This is a genomic window from Nonomuraea rubra, from assembly GCF_014207985.1.
Classification (GTDB): domain Bacteria; phylum Actinomycetota; class Actinomycetes; order Streptosporangiales; family Streptosporangiaceae; genus Nonomuraea; species Nonomuraea rubra.
In genome coordinates this window covers 40,783-57,368 of sequence record NZ_JACHMI010000001.1, presented here as the reverse complement: position 1 = coordinate 57,368, position 16,586 = coordinate 40,783, and the positions used below count along the sequence as shown (strand labels likewise).

The window sequence follows — 16,586 nt, the reverse complement described above, 5'->3', positions numbered from 1 at the left end:
GACCCGGGCCCCCGACCGGCCCGAGGGGCCCGCCTGACCCGGGTCCCTCATCAACCAGAAAGGGGCCCGGGCCGCACGCCCGGGCCCCTTTCCCGTGCTCACCGCGACTGCCGCCACTCCGAGACGATCCGGTCCACGTCGAAGGGCACCAGGTTGAGCGGCGGCCCCGGCAGCCCCGTGCGGATCGCCTTCCGGATCTTGTCGTTGATCTCCTCGACCGTGCGCCGCACCTCGGTCTCCGACCGCGCCCCGCGCGCCGCGGCCAGCGCCTCCTCGGCCTCCTTGCGCAGCGCCAGCGTGGGAGGCAGCGGCATCGACAGCCCTTCGCTCTGGACCTTCTGCTTGATCCACCACATCTCGTCGAGCGGCCGCCCCTCACCGGGCAGCGGCTTGCCCTTCCCGGGCAGGTCCTGGAACTCGCCCCGCTCCTCCGCCTCCCTGATCTGCCGGTCGATCCAGCTCTCGAAGGGCATCCCGATGGGCTTGCGATCGGTCACGTACGGATCCTCCTCACGCCAGGTTGTGGGTCGGGGCGACCGGACCGCGCCACCCCAGCACGGCCTCGGTCATGCGGACGGACGCGACGGTGGCCGCCACGTCGTGCACGCGCAGGATGCGGGCCCCCTTGAGGATGGAGACCACGTTGGCGGCGATCGTGCCTTCCTTCCGCTCGCCCTGGGGCCGGTCGAGCGTCTCCCCGATGAAGTCCTTGTTGGACAGCGCCACCAGTGTCGGATAGCCGATGGCGGTGATCTCCTCCAGCCGCCGCGTCAGCTCCAGGGAGTGGAAGGTGTTCTTGTTCAGGTCGTGCCCCGGATCGATGATGATCTTCTCCGGGGCGATCCCGGCCTTCAGCGCGGCCGAGACCCGCTCGCGCAGGAAGTCGGCCACCTCGCTGACGACGTCGGCGTAGCTGGGCCGGAAGACGCGCCGGCCCGGCCCGCCGAGGCTGTGGGTGACCACGACGCTGGCGCCGGTCCCGGCCGCGACCTCGGCCATGCCGGGCTCGCGCAGCCCGTTGGTGTCGTTGATCACGTCGGCCCCGGCCTCGACGGCGGCCGCAGCCACCTCGGGCCGGTGGGTGTCGACCGAGATCACGGCGTCGGTGGCGGCCCTGACCCTGGCGATGACCGGCACCACCCGGTCGATCTCCTCGTCCACCGCGATCTGCGCCTGGGCGGCGCTGAAGGCGAAGCCGCCGATGTCGACCCAGTCGGCCCCCTCGTCCACGGCCTTCGTGGCGGCCGCGACGGCGCTGTCGAGCTCGAAGGTGCGCCCCTGGTCGTGGAAGGAGTTGGGAGTCCGGTTGACGATGGCCATGATGGCGACCTGGCGTTCGAAATCGAACTCGCGCCGGCCGATGCGCCGGACGGGTGAGATGATCTCAGGGGAAAGCTTCTCGCCGCTCACCCCTCGAGCCTACCTGGCAGGCGCAGGCGCAGGTCAGGCGGTGAACCGGCCGAACGGGCGCCCGCCCGGGGCGGTGACCCTGATGCGCCGCATGCGGCCGCGGGAGTTCAGCCCGGCCGGACGCGGTAACCGCATGGTGAGCAGGACGGTGGTGCCGGTCGGCCCGGTACGGAAGTCGGCGGCATCGCACAGCCTGCGGATCAGGTAGATGCCCCGCCCCGTGTACGACGAGTCGGACGGCCGCTTGGCCCCGTTGACGTACGGCTCGGGGATGCCCGCCCCCCGGTCACTCGTCTCGGAGCAGATGACGCCGTCCACGGTGTAGAGCTTGAACCGCCCGCACCCGCCCGCGTGCTCGACGGCGTTGACCACGCTCTCGTGGACGGCGAGCACGAAGTCGTCCAGCCGCGGCCCGTGCAGCCCGCAGGTCTCGGCGTGCTCGGCGACGACGTGACGCAGCTTGCTCACGTCCTGAAGGGTGAAGGTCTGGGCGATCAAGGTACGCATGCGCTCCTCCGTGTCGTCCGATTCGACACGCAGGCCGCGCTTCAGGACCTCGCGTGGTCATTCCTTTTCCCCGGCCGACGGAACTTACACACAGTCATCTGGTTACGGACGTCCGCCAATTCCCGTCGCGAGCTCGCGTACCCGCGCGACGGGACCGGCGTCGGGCGCCAGCGGCGCGGTCTCCATGCCCGCACCGTCGTGCAACCCTTCGAACAGCTCTCTGATGGCCTCCTCCGACGCGTACCGAGGCTGCCAGCCGAGCACTTCGCGGGCCCGATCGATCTTCATGACCGGAACCCGAAGGGCCAGCTCCAGCAGCCCGGGCGCGGCGGGGATGAGCCTGAGGTGCCAGCCCGCGGCCACGGCCGCGGTGGCCAGGCCGCGCGGCACCCGTACCGTGCGCGTGTCCAGCACCCTGGCCAGCTCGTACGCGTCGAGCACCGGCTCGGCCGCGAGGTTGAACGCGCCCCGCACGGGTTTGACCACGGCCAGCCGGTACGCCTGCGCCGCGTCCTCGGCGTGCAGCGCCTGCAGCCGCAGCCCGGGAATGTCGGGCACGAACGGGATCCGCCCCGCCTTGACGAGCCGCCGCGGCAGGAACGGCCCGGCGAACAGCCTGCGCTGCTCGGTGGCCGCGGCCCGCTGGAAGATGAAGCCGGGCCGCATGCGGACCACGCGAATGTTCGGGTGGTCGTGCTCGAAGACGTCGAGCACCCGCTCGACGTACGCCTTCTCCCGCCCGTACGCGGCGCCGGGCCAGCCGTGCGTCGGCCAGCTCTCGTCCACGGGCCGGTCCTTGGGCCCCGGCGAGTACGCCCCCACGGAGGAGGCGTGCACCAGCGCGGGCACCCCGGCCTCGGCGGCGGCGCGGAAGACGCGCATGCTGCCCAGGACGTTGGCCCGCCAGGTGGTGGCGGGGTCCCTGGTCGGCTGGAACAGCCACGCCAGGTGCACCACCGCGTCGGCGCCGTCGAAGATCCGCGTCAGGTCGGCCGTCGCGACGTCGGCCTGACGCCAGTCGGTGCGGTCGATCCGCCATCCGGGCAGCCGGCGGGCGACCCCGACGATCGAGGTCACGCCGCCGTCCGCGGCCAGCGCGCGCACCACGCTGGTGCCGACGTTCCCGGTTGCTCCCACCACCACGACTCTCATGCGTGCTCCGCTGCCCCGCTCCCCGGGCACGAAACACTGTGAGCTGCGGATTTCAGGGCTGGAGCATGACCTTCACGGCGCCGTCGGCCTTCCTCTGGAACATCTCGTACGCCTGAGGCGCCTGCTCCAGCGGCATCCGGTGGGTGGTCAGGTCCATGACCCCGAGCGGGTCGGCGTCGTCCGTCACCAGCGGCATGAGCATCGGGATCCACCGCTTGACGTGGGCCTGGCCCATGCGCAGCGTGATGCCCTTGTCGAACAGGCGCAGCATCGGCATGGGGTCGGTCATGCCGCCGTACACGCCGATGATCGAGATGACGCCGCCGCGCCGGACGGAGTCGATGGCCTGGTTGAGCGCCGCCAGCCGGTCCACGCCGGCGTTCGCCATGAGCGGCGCGGCCATCGCGTCGGGCAGCAGCCCGGTCAGCGTCTGGGCGAGCTTGGCGGCGGGCGAGCCGTGGGCCTCCATGCCGACGGCGTCGATGACGGAGTCGGTACCGCGCCCGGAGGTGCGCTGCCGGATCTCCTCGGGCACGTCGTGCACCTCGCTGGCGTCGATGACCTCGATGCCGTGGCGGCGGGCCATCTCCAGGCGGGTGGTGATGCCGTCCACGCCGATCACGCGGTGGCCGAGGTGGCGCGCGATGCGGGCGCACATCTGGCCGATGGGGCCGAGCCCGAAGACGGCCACGCTGCCGCCGTCGGGGATCTCCGCGTACGCGACGGCCTGCCAGGAGGTGGGCAGCACGTCGGACAGGTACAGGAAGCGCTCGTCCGGCGGCCCGTCGGGGACCCTGATCGGGCCGAACTGCGCCTCGGGCACCCGCAGGTACTCGGCCTGCCCGCCGGGCACCTGGCCGTAGAGCTTGGTGTAGCCGAACAGGGCGGCGCCCATGCCGCGCTCGCGGACCTGGGTGGTCTCGCACTGCGCGTAGAGCTCCATCCCGCACATGTGGCAGTGGCCGCACGCGATGTTGAAGGGGATCACCACGCGGTCGCCGGGCTTGAGGCCCTCGACTCCGGCCCCCACCTCCTCGACGACGCCCATGGGCTCGTGCCCCAGGATGTCGCCCTCGGCCATGAAGGGCCCGAGCACCTCGTACAGGTGCAGGTCGGAGCCGCAGATCCCGGTGCTGGTCACCCTGATGATGGCGTCGTTGGCCTCCTTGATGGCCGGGTCGGGAACCTCCTCGACCCGTACGTCCCGCTTGCCGTGCCAGGTGACTGCTTTCATAAATGCCGCATACCCCCACATATGCCTCCAAACGGCTCCAAGCGGCTCCGAGCGCTGCCCGCCGCCCTAGACTGCGCCGCATGGAACGCACGGAGCCCACGCCGCTCACCCCCGACGAGATGGCCAGATTCCTCCCGGCGATGACCGACTGGCTCGCCAGGGAACTGCTGGAGAAGGGCTCGGTCCGCCTGGCCGCTCTCGACACCCCCGGCAGCCAGCGCAACTTCCAGGAGGTGGCCGGCCGGGTGAGCACGATGCTCGGGCGGCGGGTGATCACCGTGACCAGCAGCCACGGCATGACGTTCGAGCTCGCCGACGAGCAACTGCCTGACCAGGGGCGATCCGCCATAACACGGTGATAGGTGTTTTTTGACACGACCACTCCTCGTATCGGGTCCCGTACGGTGACGGCACCCCCCAGTACGAGGAGAGTTCACGATGCTCCCCAGAAAGACCCTGACGGCCGGCATCGCGTTGGCGGCCGTCGCCCTGATCGCGGTCCCCGCCGTCGCGCTCGCCGCGCGGCAGGACGACTCCCTGTTCGCCGCGGCCAGGGCGAGCGCGTCCGTCACGGCCGACCCCCCTCCCGGCCTGGTGGACGCGCTCGCCCGCGACCTCGGCGTCACCGGTGAGCAGGCCGAGCAGCGGCTGCTGAACGAGGCCGCCGCGGCCGGGATCGAGCCCAGGCTCCGGGCCCTGCTCGGCCCCGCGTACGCCGGCACCTGGGTGACCGGCCCCACCGCCACCCCGGTCGCCGCCACCACCGACCCGTCGAAGGCGCCCGCCATCACGGCCGCCGGCGTCGAGGCCCGCGTGGTCACCCGCTCGCTCGACCGGCTCGACCAGGTCAAGGCCGCCCTCGACCAGGCGTCCGCCAAGGCCCCGCGTACCGCGCCCGTCTGGTACGTGGACCTCGTCGAGAACACCGTGGTCGTCCTGACCTCCACCCCCGCCAAGGCCGCCGCCTGGGTCCGCGCCAGCGGCGCCGACGCCTCGGCCGTCCGCGTGGTGCGCTCGCATGAGCAGCCGCACCCCTACTACGACGTACGCGGCGGCGACGCCTACTACATCGGCTCGGGCTCGCGCTGCTCGGTCGGGTTCTCGGTGACGCGGGCCGGCTCTCAGGGCGGCTTCGTGACCGCGGGACACTGCGGCACCACCGGCGCCACCACCTCGGGCTCCAACCGGGTGGCGCAGGGCACGTTCCGCGGCTCGTCCTTCCCCGGCAACGACTACGCCTGGGTCGAGGTCAACACCCAGTGGACCCCGGTGGGCGTGGTGAACGGCTACAGCGCCGGCATCCTGCCGGTCCGCGGCTCGACCGTGGCCCAGCCGGGCTCGTCGATCTGCCGCTCCGGCTCGACCACCCAGTGGCGCTGCGGCTCGGTGCAGCAGCTCAACACCAGCGTCACCTACCCGCAGGGCACGGTCAGCGGCGTCACCAGGACCAGCGTCTGCGCCGAACCCGGCGACTCGGGCGGCTCGTTCATCTCCGGCGACCAGGCCCAGGGCGTGACGTCGGGCGGCTCGGGCAACTGCAGCTCGGGCGGGACGACGTACTTCCAGCCCGTCAACGAGATCCTCTCGACGTACGGGCTGACCCTGGCCACCCAGGGCGGCGGCCCCTCGCCGACCGTCACGCCGACGAACCCCGGCGGCACGTGGGCGCCCGGCACCGCGTACGCGGCCGGCGCCACCGTCACCTACGGCGGGGCCACCTACCGGTGCCTGCAGGGCCACACCTCGCAGGCCGGCTGGGAGCCGCCGAACGTGCCCGCACTCTGGCAGCGGATCTAACCAGAGCTCCCGGGCCGGGGAGCCCCCTCCCCGGCCTGGGCCTCCCGATCCTCGGCCAGGCGCATGGCCTCCTCGGCCAGGCGCATGGCCTCCTCGACCAGCGTCTCCACGATCCGCGACTCCGGCACCGTCTTGACCACCTCGCCCTTGACGAAGATCTGCCCCTTGCCGTTGCCCGAGGCCACGCCCAGATCGGCCTCGCGGGCCTCGCCGGGCCCGTTGACCACGCAGCCCATCACGGCCACCCGCAGCGGGTACGGGAACCCGTCGAGCGCGGCCGTCACCCGGTCGGTCAGCGTGTAGACGTCCACCTGGGCCCGCCCGCACGACGGGCAGGAGACGATCTCCAGCCGCCGCTCCCGCAGGCCCAGCGACTCCAGGATGCCGATGCCGACCTTGACCTCCTCCACCGGAGGCGCGGACAGCGACACCCTGATCGTGTCGCCGATCCCCTCGTCGAGCAGCACCCCGAAGGCCACCGCCGACTTGACCGTGCCCTGCATGAGCGGCCCGGCCTCGGTCACGCCCAGGTGCAGCGGGTAGTCGCAGCGCGCGGCCAGCAGCCGGTAGGCGGCCACCATCACCTGCGGGTCGTGGTGCTTGACCGAGATCTTGATGTCGCGGAACCCGTGCTCCTCGAACAGCGAGCACTCCCACAGCGCCGACTCCACCAGCGCCTCGGGCGTGGCCCTGCCGTGCCTGGCCAGCAGCCGGGGGTCGAGCGAGCCGGCGTTGACCCCGATCCTGATCGGCACGCCGCTGCCGGCCGCCGCCCTGGCGATCTCGCCCACCCTGTCGTCGAACCTCTTGATGTTGCCGGGGTTGACCCGCACCCCCGCGCACCCGGCGTCGATCGCGGCGAAGACGTACTTGGGCTGGAAGTGGATGTCGGCGATGACCGGGATCTGCGATCTGCGGGCGATGTCGGGCAGCGCGTCGGCGTCGTCCTGCGACGGCACCGCCACCCTGACGATCTGGCAGCCCGCCGCGGTCAGCTCGGCGATCTGCTGCAGCGTGGCGTCCACGTCGGCGGTGACCGTCGTGGTCATCGACTGCACCGAGACGGGCGCGTCGCCGCCGACCGGCACGTCCCCCACCATGACCTGCCGGGAGGCCCGCCTCGCGCGGCGGACGGACGGCAGGCCCAGCTCTACAGCGGCCATCTGTTCAGCTCCTTTCTGATCGCGTACGCGATGCCCTGGCCGGTCAGCCCGGCCTCGGCGAGCAGCTCCGAGCGGCTGCCCTGGCCGATGAACTCGCACGGCAGGCCCAGGTTGAGCACGTGCTGGCCCGGCGCGCAGGCCTGCCGCACCAGCGCGCCGGCCCCGGAGGCTGCGATGCCGTCCTCGACCGTGACGACCAGCCGGCTGCCGCACAGGGCCTTGCGCAGGTCGGCGGAGACCGGGATGACCCAGCGCGGGTCGACGGCGGTGACGCCGAGGCCGGCGGCCGACAACATGGCGGCGGCGCTCAGGCACGGCTCGGCCATCGGGCCGACGGCCACCAGCAGCACGTCCTGGCCGGTGGAGGAGAGCACGTCGACGTCGCCGACGCTGCCCGCGGGCGGGATCTCCGCGCCCGCCGCGGCCTTGGGGAAGCGCAGCGCCGTGGGGCCGTCGTGCTCCACCGCCTCCTCCAGCAGCTCCGACAGCCGCACCGCGTCACGCGGCGCGGCCACCCGCATGCCGGGCACCATGGCCAGCGCCGCCAGGTCCCACATGCCGTGGTGGCTGGGCCCGTCGGGGCCGGTGATCCCGGCCCGGTCGAGCACCAGCGTGACGGGCAGCCGGTGCAGCGCCACGTCCATCAGCACCTGGTCGATGGCGCGGTTGAGGAAGGTGGCGTAGACGGCGACCACCGGGTGCAGGCCGCACATGGCCAGGCCCGCCGCCGAGGCCAGCGCGTGCTGCTCGGCGATGCCGACGTCGAACATGCGCTCGGGGAACCGCCGGCCGAACTCGGCCAGCCCCGTCGGGCCCGGCATGGCAGCGGTGATGGCGACCAGGTCGGCGCGCCGCTCGCCGAGCGCGCACAGGTGGTGGGCGAAGGCGTGCGTCCAGGTGGTGGTACGCGGCGACAGCGGCCGCCCGGTCGCCGGGTCGGTGACCGGGATCGCGTGCAGGTGCTCGTCGAGATCCTGCTCGGCGGGCTCGTAGCCGAGCCCCTTGCGGGTCAGGCAGTGGATCACCACCGGCGCGCGCAGCTCCAGTGCCGTCCGCATGGCCTGCTCCAGCGCCTCGATGTCGTGCCCGTCCACGGGGCCGAGGTAACGCAGGCCGAGGTTCTCGAAGACGGTGACGCCGGGGGCGGCGCGCAGCCGGCCGAGGTGGTCGGCGCAGCCGCCGACCGTGGGGGCGTAGGAGCGGCCGTTGTCGTTGAGCACGACGATGACCGGCCGGTGCCGGGCCGCGCCCAGGTTGTTGAGCGCCTCCCAGGCGACGCCGCCGGTCAGCGCGCCGTCGCCGACGACCGCGACCACGGCCCGCGCGTCGCCGCCGGCGATCCCGCGCGCCTTGGCCATGCCGTCGGCGTAGGCCAGCGCGGTGGAGGCGTGCGAGCTGGCCAGGTGGTCGTGGGGGGACTCCTCCCTGCTGGGGTAGCCGCTCAGGCCGCCCCGGCAGCGCAGCGTGTCGAAGCCGTCGCGGCGGCCGGTGAGGATCTTGTGGACGTACGCCTGGTGGCCCGTGTCGAACACGATCACGTCGTCGGGCGAGCGGAACACCCGGTGCAGCGCGATCGTGATCTCCACGATGCCGAGGTTGGAGCCGAGGTGACCGCCTCTGGCGCTCACCTTGTCGATCAGGAAGTCGCGGATCTCGCGGGCCAGGCCCGGCAGCAGCTCGGCAGGCAGGGACCGCAGGTCATCGGGGGTTGAAAGGTAAGGCAGCAGGGTCTTCATGACATCCCCAAAGGTGGGACTGCTGTGGCAAAAGAAAGCTTGAGCCGCAAAAGACACTTTACACGCTCCGTATTCAATGAGTAACTAGGGGTAGTGACCGACTGACAGAAGGAGCCGTGCGCATGCCGGTGAGCTTCACTCAGCCCTCCCTTGGCTCACGTATCGACCGGCGGCTGAGCGGATTCCTCGACGCCTGGCGGAACCCCGTGTCCGATCCGGGCGTCGAGGCCGCGTACGGCCTGCTGGTCGACTTCATCCTCGGCGGCGGCAAGCGAGTGCGCCCGCAGCTGTGTTACTGGGGCTGGCGCGGCGCCGGCGGCGACGACTGCGAGGAGATCATCAGCGCCGCCGCCGCCTTGGAGCTGTGCCACGCCGGCCTGCTCATCCACGACGACATCATGGACGGCAGCCAGCTCCGCCGCGGGCAGGCCACCGTGCACAGGAGTCTGACGGACCTGCACCAGGGGCCGGGCGCGGAGGCGTTCGGCCGGGCGGGCGGCATCCTGCTGGGCACGCTCAGCCTCGCCTGGTCGGACGCGCTGCTGTCGTCGTGCGGGGTGGAGGCGGCGCGGCTGCGTGCCGCCCACCACCTGTTCGACGCCATGCGCACCGAGGTCATCAGCGGCCAGTACCTCGACGTCCTGGCGCAGCTCCGCTCGGGCGCGACCGAGGCCGAGGCGCTGACGGTCATCCGCTACAAGAGCGCCAAGTACACCGTCGAGCGGCCGCTGCAGATCGGCGGCGCGCTGGCCGGCGCCCCGCCGGAGCTGCTGGACGCGTACTCCAGGTTCGGGGTTCCGCTGGGTGAGGCGTTCCAGCTCCGCGACGACGTGCTGGGCACGTTCGGCTCGTCGTCGGAGACCGGCAAGTCGGCTCTCGACGACCTGCGCGAGGGCAAGCAGACCGTGATGTACGCCCACGCCGTGCAGAACGCCACCCCCGCGCAGCTCCGCCACCTGAGGGCCTGGCACGGCAACCCGGAGCTGACCGAGGAGCGCGCCGCCGAGGTGCGCCTGATCCTCACCGACACCGGAGCGCTGGCCCGGGTCGAGGAAATGATCGAACAACGCGTGCGCGAGGCCATGACCGCGCTGGGCGAGGCCCAGATCAAGCCCGAGGCCGCCACGGTGCTGGCCACGATGGCCGACCAGCTCGCGCACCGCACCAAGTGAGGGGCTTCATCCACCATGGGACAGGTACTACTCGCGGCTCCGCGCGGCTACTGCGCGGGCGTCGAACGCGCGATCATCACGGTGGAGGAGGCGCTCAAGCGCTTCGGATCCCCCGTCTACGTGCGCAAGCAGATCGTTCACAACACGTTCGTGGTCGACGACCTGAGCCGCCGCGGCGCGATCTTCGTCGAGGAGCTCGACGAGGTGCCCGACGGCGCGCTGGTCGTCTTCTCCGCCCACGGCGTCTCGCCGGCGGTGAAGCGGGAGGCGGCGCGGCGCGGGCTGCGGACCATCGACGCCACCTGCCCGCTGGTCACGAAGGTCCACAAGGAGGCCGTCCGGATGGCCGAGGCGGGCTACGAGATCGTGCTCATCGGCCACGCGGAGCACGAGGAGGTCGAGGGCACCCTCGGCGAGGCCCCCGAGCGCATCCACGTCATGGACCCGGCCGCCCCCGGCGACCTGGAGACCGGCGGCACCAGGCGGCTGAGCTGGCTGTCGCAGACCACGCTGGCCGTGGACGAGACCCTCCAGGCCGTCGAGAGGCTGCGCGAGCGCCACCCCGACCTGGTCGACCCGCCCAGCGACGACATCTGCTACGCCAGCCAGAACCGCCAGGAGGCGATCATCGGCATCGCGCCCCGCTGCGAGCTGGTCATCGTCGTCGGCTCCGCCAACTCCTCCAACTCCCAGCGGCTGGTGGACGTCGCGCTGAGCGCGGGCGCCGGCGCGGCCTACCTGGTCGACCGGGCGGCGCACGCCGACGAGCGCTGGCTCGACGGCGTGCGGACCGTCGGGGTGAGCTCCGGCGCCTCGGTGCCGGAGGGGCTGGTCACCGAATTACTGGACTGGCTCGCCGCCCGGGGGTTCGCCGACGTGCGGCCCGTGACCCTGACCGAAGAGACCCTGACCTTCTCCCTACCGCTCGAACTCCGCTCCAACCGCAAGCCGGGCTAGCGCCCACACCGAGATTGGTGGTGCAGCACGATGACCGAAACGACCCACTCCACCGCACCTGAGAACGGCAACGGCAACGGGCAGCTCAGCCTCAGTACCGATGCCGCCAGGCAACTCGCGACGACCACCAAGACTCCGCCGCAGATGCAGGAGATCACCACCCGCTGGCTGCTGAAGCTGCTGCCGTGGGTGCAGTGCTCCGGCGGTGTGTTCCGGGTGAACCGGCGGCTGACGTACACGCTGGGCGATGGCCGGATCACCTTCACCACCACCGGCGCCGAGGTGCGGGTGATCCCGGCCGAGCTGACGGAGCTGCCGATGTTGCGCGGCTTCGACGACATGGACGTGCTCGAAGCCCTGGCCGACCGTTTCACCCAGCGCGAGGTGGAGCCGGATGAGGAGATCGTCTCCGAGGGCGGCCAGGTGGACCAGCTCGTACTGATCGCCCACGGCCGGGTGGCCAAGGTCGGGCGCGGGGCGTACGGGGACGACCAGAACCTCGGCGTGCTGGCCGACGGCGACTACCTCGGCGAGCAGGCGCTGGTCCAGGGCGGCGAGTTCGAGTACAGCGCGCGGGCCAGGACGGCCACCACCGTGCTCACGCTGTCCAGGCAGGACTTCGAGCAGATCGCCGAGCAGGCGCCGGCGCTGCGCGAGCACATCGAGGCCTGGCGCACCAGCGGCGACCGCGACCAGAACGACTACGGCGAGGCCGCGATCAACATGTCGTCCGGCCACGTCGGCGAGGCCGTGCTGCCCGGCACGTTCGTCGACTACGAGCAGGCCCCGCGCGAGTACGAGCTGAGCGTGGCGCAGACCGTGCTGCGCGTGCACAGCCGCGTCTCCGACCTGTACAACCAGCCGATGAGCCAGCTCGACCAGCAGCTCCGCCTCACGGTCGAGGCCCTGCGCGAGCGCCAGGAGCACGAGCTGATCAACAACAAGGAGTTCGGCCTGCTGCACAACGCCGACTTCGGCCAGCGCATCCGCACCCGATCGGGCCCGCCCTCCCCCGACGACCTCGACGACCTGCTGTCCACGGTCTGGAAGGACCCGTCGTTCTTCCTGGCGCACCCGCAGGCGATCGCCGCGTTCGGCCGCGAGTGCAGCAAGCGCGGCATCTACCCGCAGTCCACCGAGGTCGGCGGGCACCGCGTGCCGGCCTGGCGGGGCGTGCCGATCTTCCCGTGCAACAAGATCCCGGTCACCGGCACGCGGACGACGTCGTTCATGCTGATGCGGACCGGACAGGAGAACCAGGGCGTCGTCGGCCTGCACCAGACCGGCATCCCCGACGAGTACCAGCCCAGCCTGTCGGTCCGGTTCATGAACATCAACGAGAAGGCCGTCATCTCCTACCTGGTCAGCGCCTACTACTCGGCCGCCGTCCTGGTGCCGGACGCGCTCGGCGTGCTGGAGGACGTCGAGCTCGGCAGGAACGGCTGACCCAGCCCCGCTCTCGTCCGTCCGGCCCCACGGAATGGTGGTGACCATGTCATCGGAGTCCGAACAGCGGCTGAGCCTCGACACCGGGGCGGCGCGGCAACTCGCCACGACGACCAAGACACCCCCGCAGATGCGGGAGATCTCCCCCCGATGGTTGCTCCGGGTGCTCCCGTGGGTGAGCGTCGCGGGCGCGGTCTACCGGGTGAACCGGCGGCTGACGTACCGGGTCGGCGGCGGCCGGGTCGGCTTCTCCAACTCGGGGGCCCGGGTGCGCGTGGTGCCGCCGAGCCTGACCGAGCTGCCGCCGCTGCACGGGCTCCAGGACGACCGCGTGCTCGACACCCTCGCGGGGCTGTTCGAGCAGCGGGAGTTCGCACCCGGTGACACCATCGTGCGGGCCGGACGGCCGGCGCACGAGCTGATCCTCGTCGCCAGGGGGAAGGTGGACAAGGTCCAGGCAGGCGCGTACGGCGACCGCGTCCTGCTCGGCTCCCTGGCCGGCGGCGACCACGCGGGCGCCGACCCGCCCGCGGACGGCGAGGTGTGGGCGTACACGCTGGAGGCCGGCACCGCGTGCACGGTACTGGCCCTGCCGTGGGAGGAGTTCCACGCGGTGACCAGCCAGTCGCCGTCGCTGCGCGCCCAGCTCGACCGGTACCGCGCCCGTCGGGCGGCGCCGCAGAACAGGTGGGGCGAGGCCGAGATCGTCACGGCCGCCGGGCACCGGGGCGAGACCGTGCTGCCCGGCACGTTCGCCGACTACGACCCGGGGCCGCGCGAGTACGAGCTGAGCGTGTCGCAGACCGTGCTGCGCGTGCACACCCGGGTGAGCGACCTGTTCAACCAGCCGATGGAGCAGAAGGAGGAGCAGCTCCGGCTGACCGTCCAGGCCGTGCGCGAGTCGCAGGAGCGCGAGCTGATCAACAACCGCGACTTCGGGCTGCTGCACCAGGCCGACCCCGGCCAGCGCATCTACCCCAGAAGCGGCCCGCCGGGCCCCGACGACCTCGACGAGCTGCTGTGCCGCAGGAAGAAGTCGCGGTGTTTCCTGGCCCATCCGCTGGCCATCGCCGCCTTCCACCGGGAGTGCAGCGCCAGGGGCGTCTACCCCGACAGCGTCGTGCTCGACGGCTCCAGGCTGACCGCCTGGCGCGGCGTGCCCATCCTGCCGTGCGACAAGATCCCGATCAGCCGCCACGGCACGAGCACGATCCTCGTCATGCGCACCGGCGAGGAGGACCAGGGGGTCGTGGGCCTGTACCAGAGCGGCGTCCCCGACGAGCGCGAGCCGGGGCTCAGCGTGAAGTTCACCGGGATCGACGCCAGAGCCGTCGCGTCGTACCAGGTCAGCGCCTACTACTCGGCCGCGGTCCTGGTGCCGGACGCGCTCGGGGCGCTGGAGAACGTCGAGGTACACAGGTAAGGGAGTGATGATGTCCCAGCCGTTCGAACTGCCGGACTTCTACGTGCCGTACCCGGCCCGGCTCAACCCCCATCTGGAGGAGGCGCGCGCGCACTCCAAGCAGTGGGCCCGCGACATGGGCATGCTCGAAGGCTCGGGCGTCTGGGAGGAGGCCGACCTCGACGCCCACGACTACGCGTTGATGTGCGCCTACACCCATCCCGACTGCGACGGCGTGGAGCTGGGGCTGATCACCGACTGGTACGTCTGGGTCTTCTTCTTCGACGATCATTTCCTGGAGGTCTTCAAACGCACCGGCGACCTGCGGGGCGGAAAGGAGTACCTGAGCCGGCTGGCCCGTTTCATGCCGATGGGCGCCGACCTGACCGTGCCGGAGCCGACCAACCCGGTCGAGGCGGGCCTGGCCGACCTGTGGCCGCGTACGGTGCCCAGCATGTCCCTGGACTGGCGGCGCCGGTTCGCGGAGAGCACGCGCAACCTGCTGAACGAGTCTCTCTGGGAGCTGGCCAACATCAACAGCGGCCGGGTGGCGAACCCGGTGGAGTACATCGAGATGCGCCGCAAGGTCGGCGGCGCGCCCTGGTCGGCGGGGCTCGTGGAGCACGCCGTACGCGCCGAGGTGCCGGCCGTGCTCGCGGGCACGCGGCCGCTGCGGGTGCTCAGGGACTCCTTCTCCGACGCCGTGCACCTGCGTAACGACCTGTTCTCCTACCAGCGGGAGGTGGGCGACGAGGGCGAGCTGAGCAACGGGGTGCTGGTGCTGGAGAAGTTCCTCGGCTGCACCACGCAGGAGGCCGCGAACGCGGTCAACGACCTGCTGACCTCGCGGATGCAGCAGTTCGAGCACACGGCGGTCTTCGAGCTGGGGCCGCTGTTCGTGGAGCACGCCGTCGATCCGCTCAGCGCGGCCGACGTGCTGGCCTACGTCAAGGGGCTGCAGGACTGGCAGTCGGGCGGGCACGAGTGGCACCTGCGCTCCAGCCGCTACATGAACGAGCGGGCGCGGGCCACCCGGCCGCTGGGCATGTCGTCGCTGGCCGACCTGCTGGGGGCCAAGCGGCTGCGGAACTTCGCGCACGTGCCGTACCAGCGGGTGGGGCCGTCCGTGATCCCCGAGCTGCACATGCCGTTCGAGCTGAAGCTCTCGCCCCACCTGGACGCCGCCCGGCGCCACGTCGTGGCCTGGTGCGCGGCGATGGGCATGCTGGAGCCGCAGCACGGGGTGGTCGGCTCGGCCGTGTGGGACGAGGCCAGGCTCATCGACATCGACCTGCCGCTGTGCGCGGCGGGCCTGCATCCGGACGCCTCGCCGGAGGAGCTGGACCTGGCCTCGTTCTGGCTGGCCTGGGGGACGTACGGCGACGACTACTTCCCTGTCGTCTTCGGCCGGTCGCGGAACCTGTCGGCGGCCAAGGTGACGGTGGACAGGTTCGGGCTGTTCATGCCGCTCGACGGCACCCCTCCGCCGCCTCCCGCGAACGCGCTGGAGCGGGGGCTGGCCGACGTGTGGGCGCGGACGGCCGGGCCGATGCCGCCGGAGGACCGGGCCAAGCTGCGCGCGGCGATCGAGGAGATGTGCGCGGGCTGGCTGTGGGAGCTGGCCGGCGAGATCGCCCGCCACGTCCCCGACCCGGTGGACTACATGGAGATGCGCCGGGCGACCTTCGGCTCCCAGTTCACGATGAGCCTGTGCCGGCTGCGGCACACCAAGGGGATACCGGAGGAGTTCTACGCCAGCGGGCCCGTCGTGGCGCTGGAGAACGCGATGATGGACGCCGCGACGCTGGTCAACGACGTGTTCTCGTACCAGAAGGAGATCGAGTTCGAGGGCGAGGTGCACAACTGCGTGCTGGTGGTGCAGACCTTCTTCGACTGCGACTACCCGACGGCGCTCGGCATCGTCAGGGACCTCCAGGAGTCGCGGGTGCGGCAGTTCCAGCACCTCGTCGAGAACGAGCTGCCGGTCGTCTGCGACGACTTCGGCCTGGACGCCGAGGCGCGCCGCGACGTGGACGCGTACGTGACCGAGCTGCGCAACTGGCTGGCCGGGATACTCAACTGGCACCGCGGCTGCTTCCGCTACGACGAGCCGACGCTGCTCCGGCACAACCTCCCGCCGAGCCGGCGGCTGGCCGGGCCCAGCGGCCTGGGCACCTCGGCCGCCATGATCGGCCCTACCGGGGCACGTGGTGGGCCCTGGGCTGGTAGAACCAGCCCATCATGCGCAGGAGTCTCCGCTGGTACGGGGTGACGTTGTGCAGGCGGATCCACCGTTGTGAGGGAGGCAGGGTCGGCATGACGAGCACGCGCAGCCCCGAGACGTCGATGAAGCGCAGCTCTCCGGTGTCGACCACGATGTAGGCGCCCTGCCCCGGGCTCCGGCAGCCGGCCAGGGTGGTGGCCAGCGCGGGGCTGTTGGAGGCGTCGATCTCACCGATGAGCGCGACGGCGGGCACCCCTGGCGCCGTCGCCATCACGATGGTCAGCTGCCCGTCCTGATAGAGCAGCCGCTCCTGGACGCTCACGCTCCCCGCACCCCCCAACACGCGCTCTGGGGGTCGTCTTGCCGATCCGGGATGGCCGCCGGCA

General features: G+C 71.8%; 15 protein-coding genes. 7 read left to right on the top strand and 8 right to left on the bottom strand.

Features of this window, described 5'->3' with window-relative positions; translation table 11 throughout:
* Positions 1-98: 98 nt before the first annotated feature.
* The 5 genes from HD593_RS00305 to HD593_RS00285 all read right to left on the bottom strand — a co-directional run bounded on the left by HD593_RS00305 (position 99) and on the right by HD593_RS00285 (position 4,303).
* Positions 99-497 (bottom strand): DnaJ family domain-containing protein, encoded by a 399-nt coding sequence (locus HD593_RS00305; RefSeq protein ID WP_185100133.1) that lies wholly within the window; start codon positions 495-497, stop codon positions 99-101.
* 13 nt (positions 498-510) lie between these two features.
* Complete coding sequence (folP, locus tag HD593_RS00300) at positions 511-1,410, bottom strand: dihydropteroate synthase (protein WP_312903295.1); 900 nt, start codon at positions 1,408-1,410, stop codon at positions 511-513.
* Between the two features lie 33 nt (positions 1,411-1,443).
* Positions 1,444-1,917 carry an ATP-binding protein gene (locus HD593_RS00295; protein ID WP_185100132.1) on the bottom strand — a complete coding sequence of 158 codons (474 nt, stop codon included), beginning with the start codon at positions 1,915-1,917 and terminating at the stop codon, positions 1,444-1,446.
* Positions 1,918-2,019: 102 nt separating this feature from the next.
* The gene (locus HD593_RS00290) at positions 2,020-3,069 is read right to left on the bottom strand and encodes an NAD-dependent epimerase/dehydratase family protein (RefSeq protein WP_185100131.1); all 1,050 of its coding nucleotides are present in this window, start codon (positions 3,067-3,069) and stop codon (positions 2,020-2,022) included.
* Positions 3,070-3,121: 52 nt separating this feature from the next.
* Positions 3,122-4,303, bottom strand: coding sequence for a zinc-dependent alcohol dehydrogenase (locus HD593_RS00285; protein WP_185100130.1), 1,182 nt, complete (start codon positions 4,301-4,303; stop codon positions 3,122-3,124).
* 80 nt (positions 4,304-4,383) lie between these two features.
* On the opposite strand from HD593_RS00285, the gene HD593_RS00280 reads away from it, so the two are divergent.
* Both HD593_RS00280 and HD593_RS00275 read left to right on the top strand, forming a co-directional pair.
* A complete protein-coding gene (locus HD593_RS00280; protein ID WP_185100129.1) occupies positions 4,384-4,662 on the top strand; it encodes a hypothetical protein in 279 nt (92 codons plus the stop codon).
* Between the two features lie 79 nt (positions 4,663-4,741).
* Positions 4,742-6,100 (top strand): carbohydrate-binding protein, encoded by a 1,359-nt coding sequence (locus HD593_RS00275; protein ID WP_185100128.1) that lies wholly within the window; start codon positions 4,742-4,744, stop codon positions 6,098-6,100.
* Here HD593_RS00275 and ispG read toward each other — a convergent pair.
* Positions 6,097-7,263: a flavodoxin-dependent (E)-4-hydroxy-3-methylbut-2-enyl-diphosphate synthase gene (gene ispG / locus HD593_RS00270; protein ID WP_185100127.1), complete on the bottom strand. Its 1,167-nt coding sequence runs from the start codon at positions 7,261-7,263 to the stop codon at positions 6,097-6,099. The two genes, HD593_RS00275 and ispG, sit on opposite strands and share 4 nt — an antisense overlap.
* On the bottom strand, positions 7,251-8,999 hold the full coding sequence (locus HD593_RS00265; protein ID WP_185100126.1) for a 1-deoxy-D-xylulose-5-phosphate synthase: 1,749 nt from the start codon (positions 8,997-8,999) through the stop codon (positions 7,251-7,253). The genes ispG and HD593_RS00265 overlap by 13 nt, the downstream gene beginning before the upstream one ends.
* Before the next feature lie 122 nt (positions 9,000-9,121).
* Between HD593_RS00265 and HD593_RS00260 the strand changes: the two genes are divergently transcribed.
* From HD593_RS00260 to HD593_RS00240, 5 genes are read left to right on the top strand one after another with little or no spacing between them, the layout of a single operon-like run.
* Positions 9,122-10,171 carry a polyprenyl synthetase family protein gene (locus HD593_RS00260; RefSeq protein WP_185100125.1) on the top strand — a complete coding sequence of 350 codons (1,050 nt, stop codon included), beginning with the start codon at positions 9,122-9,124 and terminating at the stop codon, positions 10,169-10,171.
* 15 nt (positions 10,172-10,186) lie between these two features.
* A complete protein-coding gene (locus tag HD593_RS00255; RefSeq protein WP_185100124.1) occupies positions 10,187-11,128 on the top strand; it encodes a 4-hydroxy-3-methylbut-2-enyl diphosphate reductase in 942 nt (313 codons plus the stop codon).
* 30 nt (positions 11,129-11,158) lie between these two features.
* A complete protein-coding gene (locus HD593_RS00250; protein WP_185100123.1) occupies positions 11,159-12,574 on the top strand; it encodes a family 2B encapsulin nanocompartment shell protein in 1,416 nt (471 codons plus the stop codon).
* Between the two features lie 46 nt (positions 12,575-12,620).
* Entirely contained in the window at positions 12,621-13,997 is a 1,377-nt protein-coding gene (locus tag HD593_RS00245; RefSeq protein ID WP_221524550.1) for a family 2B encapsulin nanocompartment shell protein, read from the top strand.
* A 7-nt stretch (positions 13,998-14,004) separates the two neighbouring features.
* Positions 14,005-16,248, top strand: coding sequence for a terpene synthase family protein (locus HD593_RS00240; protein ID WP_312903294.1), 2,244 nt, complete (start codon positions 14,005-14,007; stop codon positions 16,246-16,248).
* Here the strand turns inward: HD593_RS00240 and HD593_RS00235 are convergent.
* Positions 16,172-16,522, bottom strand: a complete 351-nt coding sequence (locus tag HD593_RS00235; protein ID WP_185100121.1) for an STAS domain-containing protein — start codon at positions 16,520-16,522, stop codon at positions 16,172-16,174. The two genes, HD593_RS00240 and HD593_RS00235, sit on opposite strands and share 77 nt — an antisense overlap.
* Positions 16,523-16,586 lie beyond the last annotated feature (64 nt).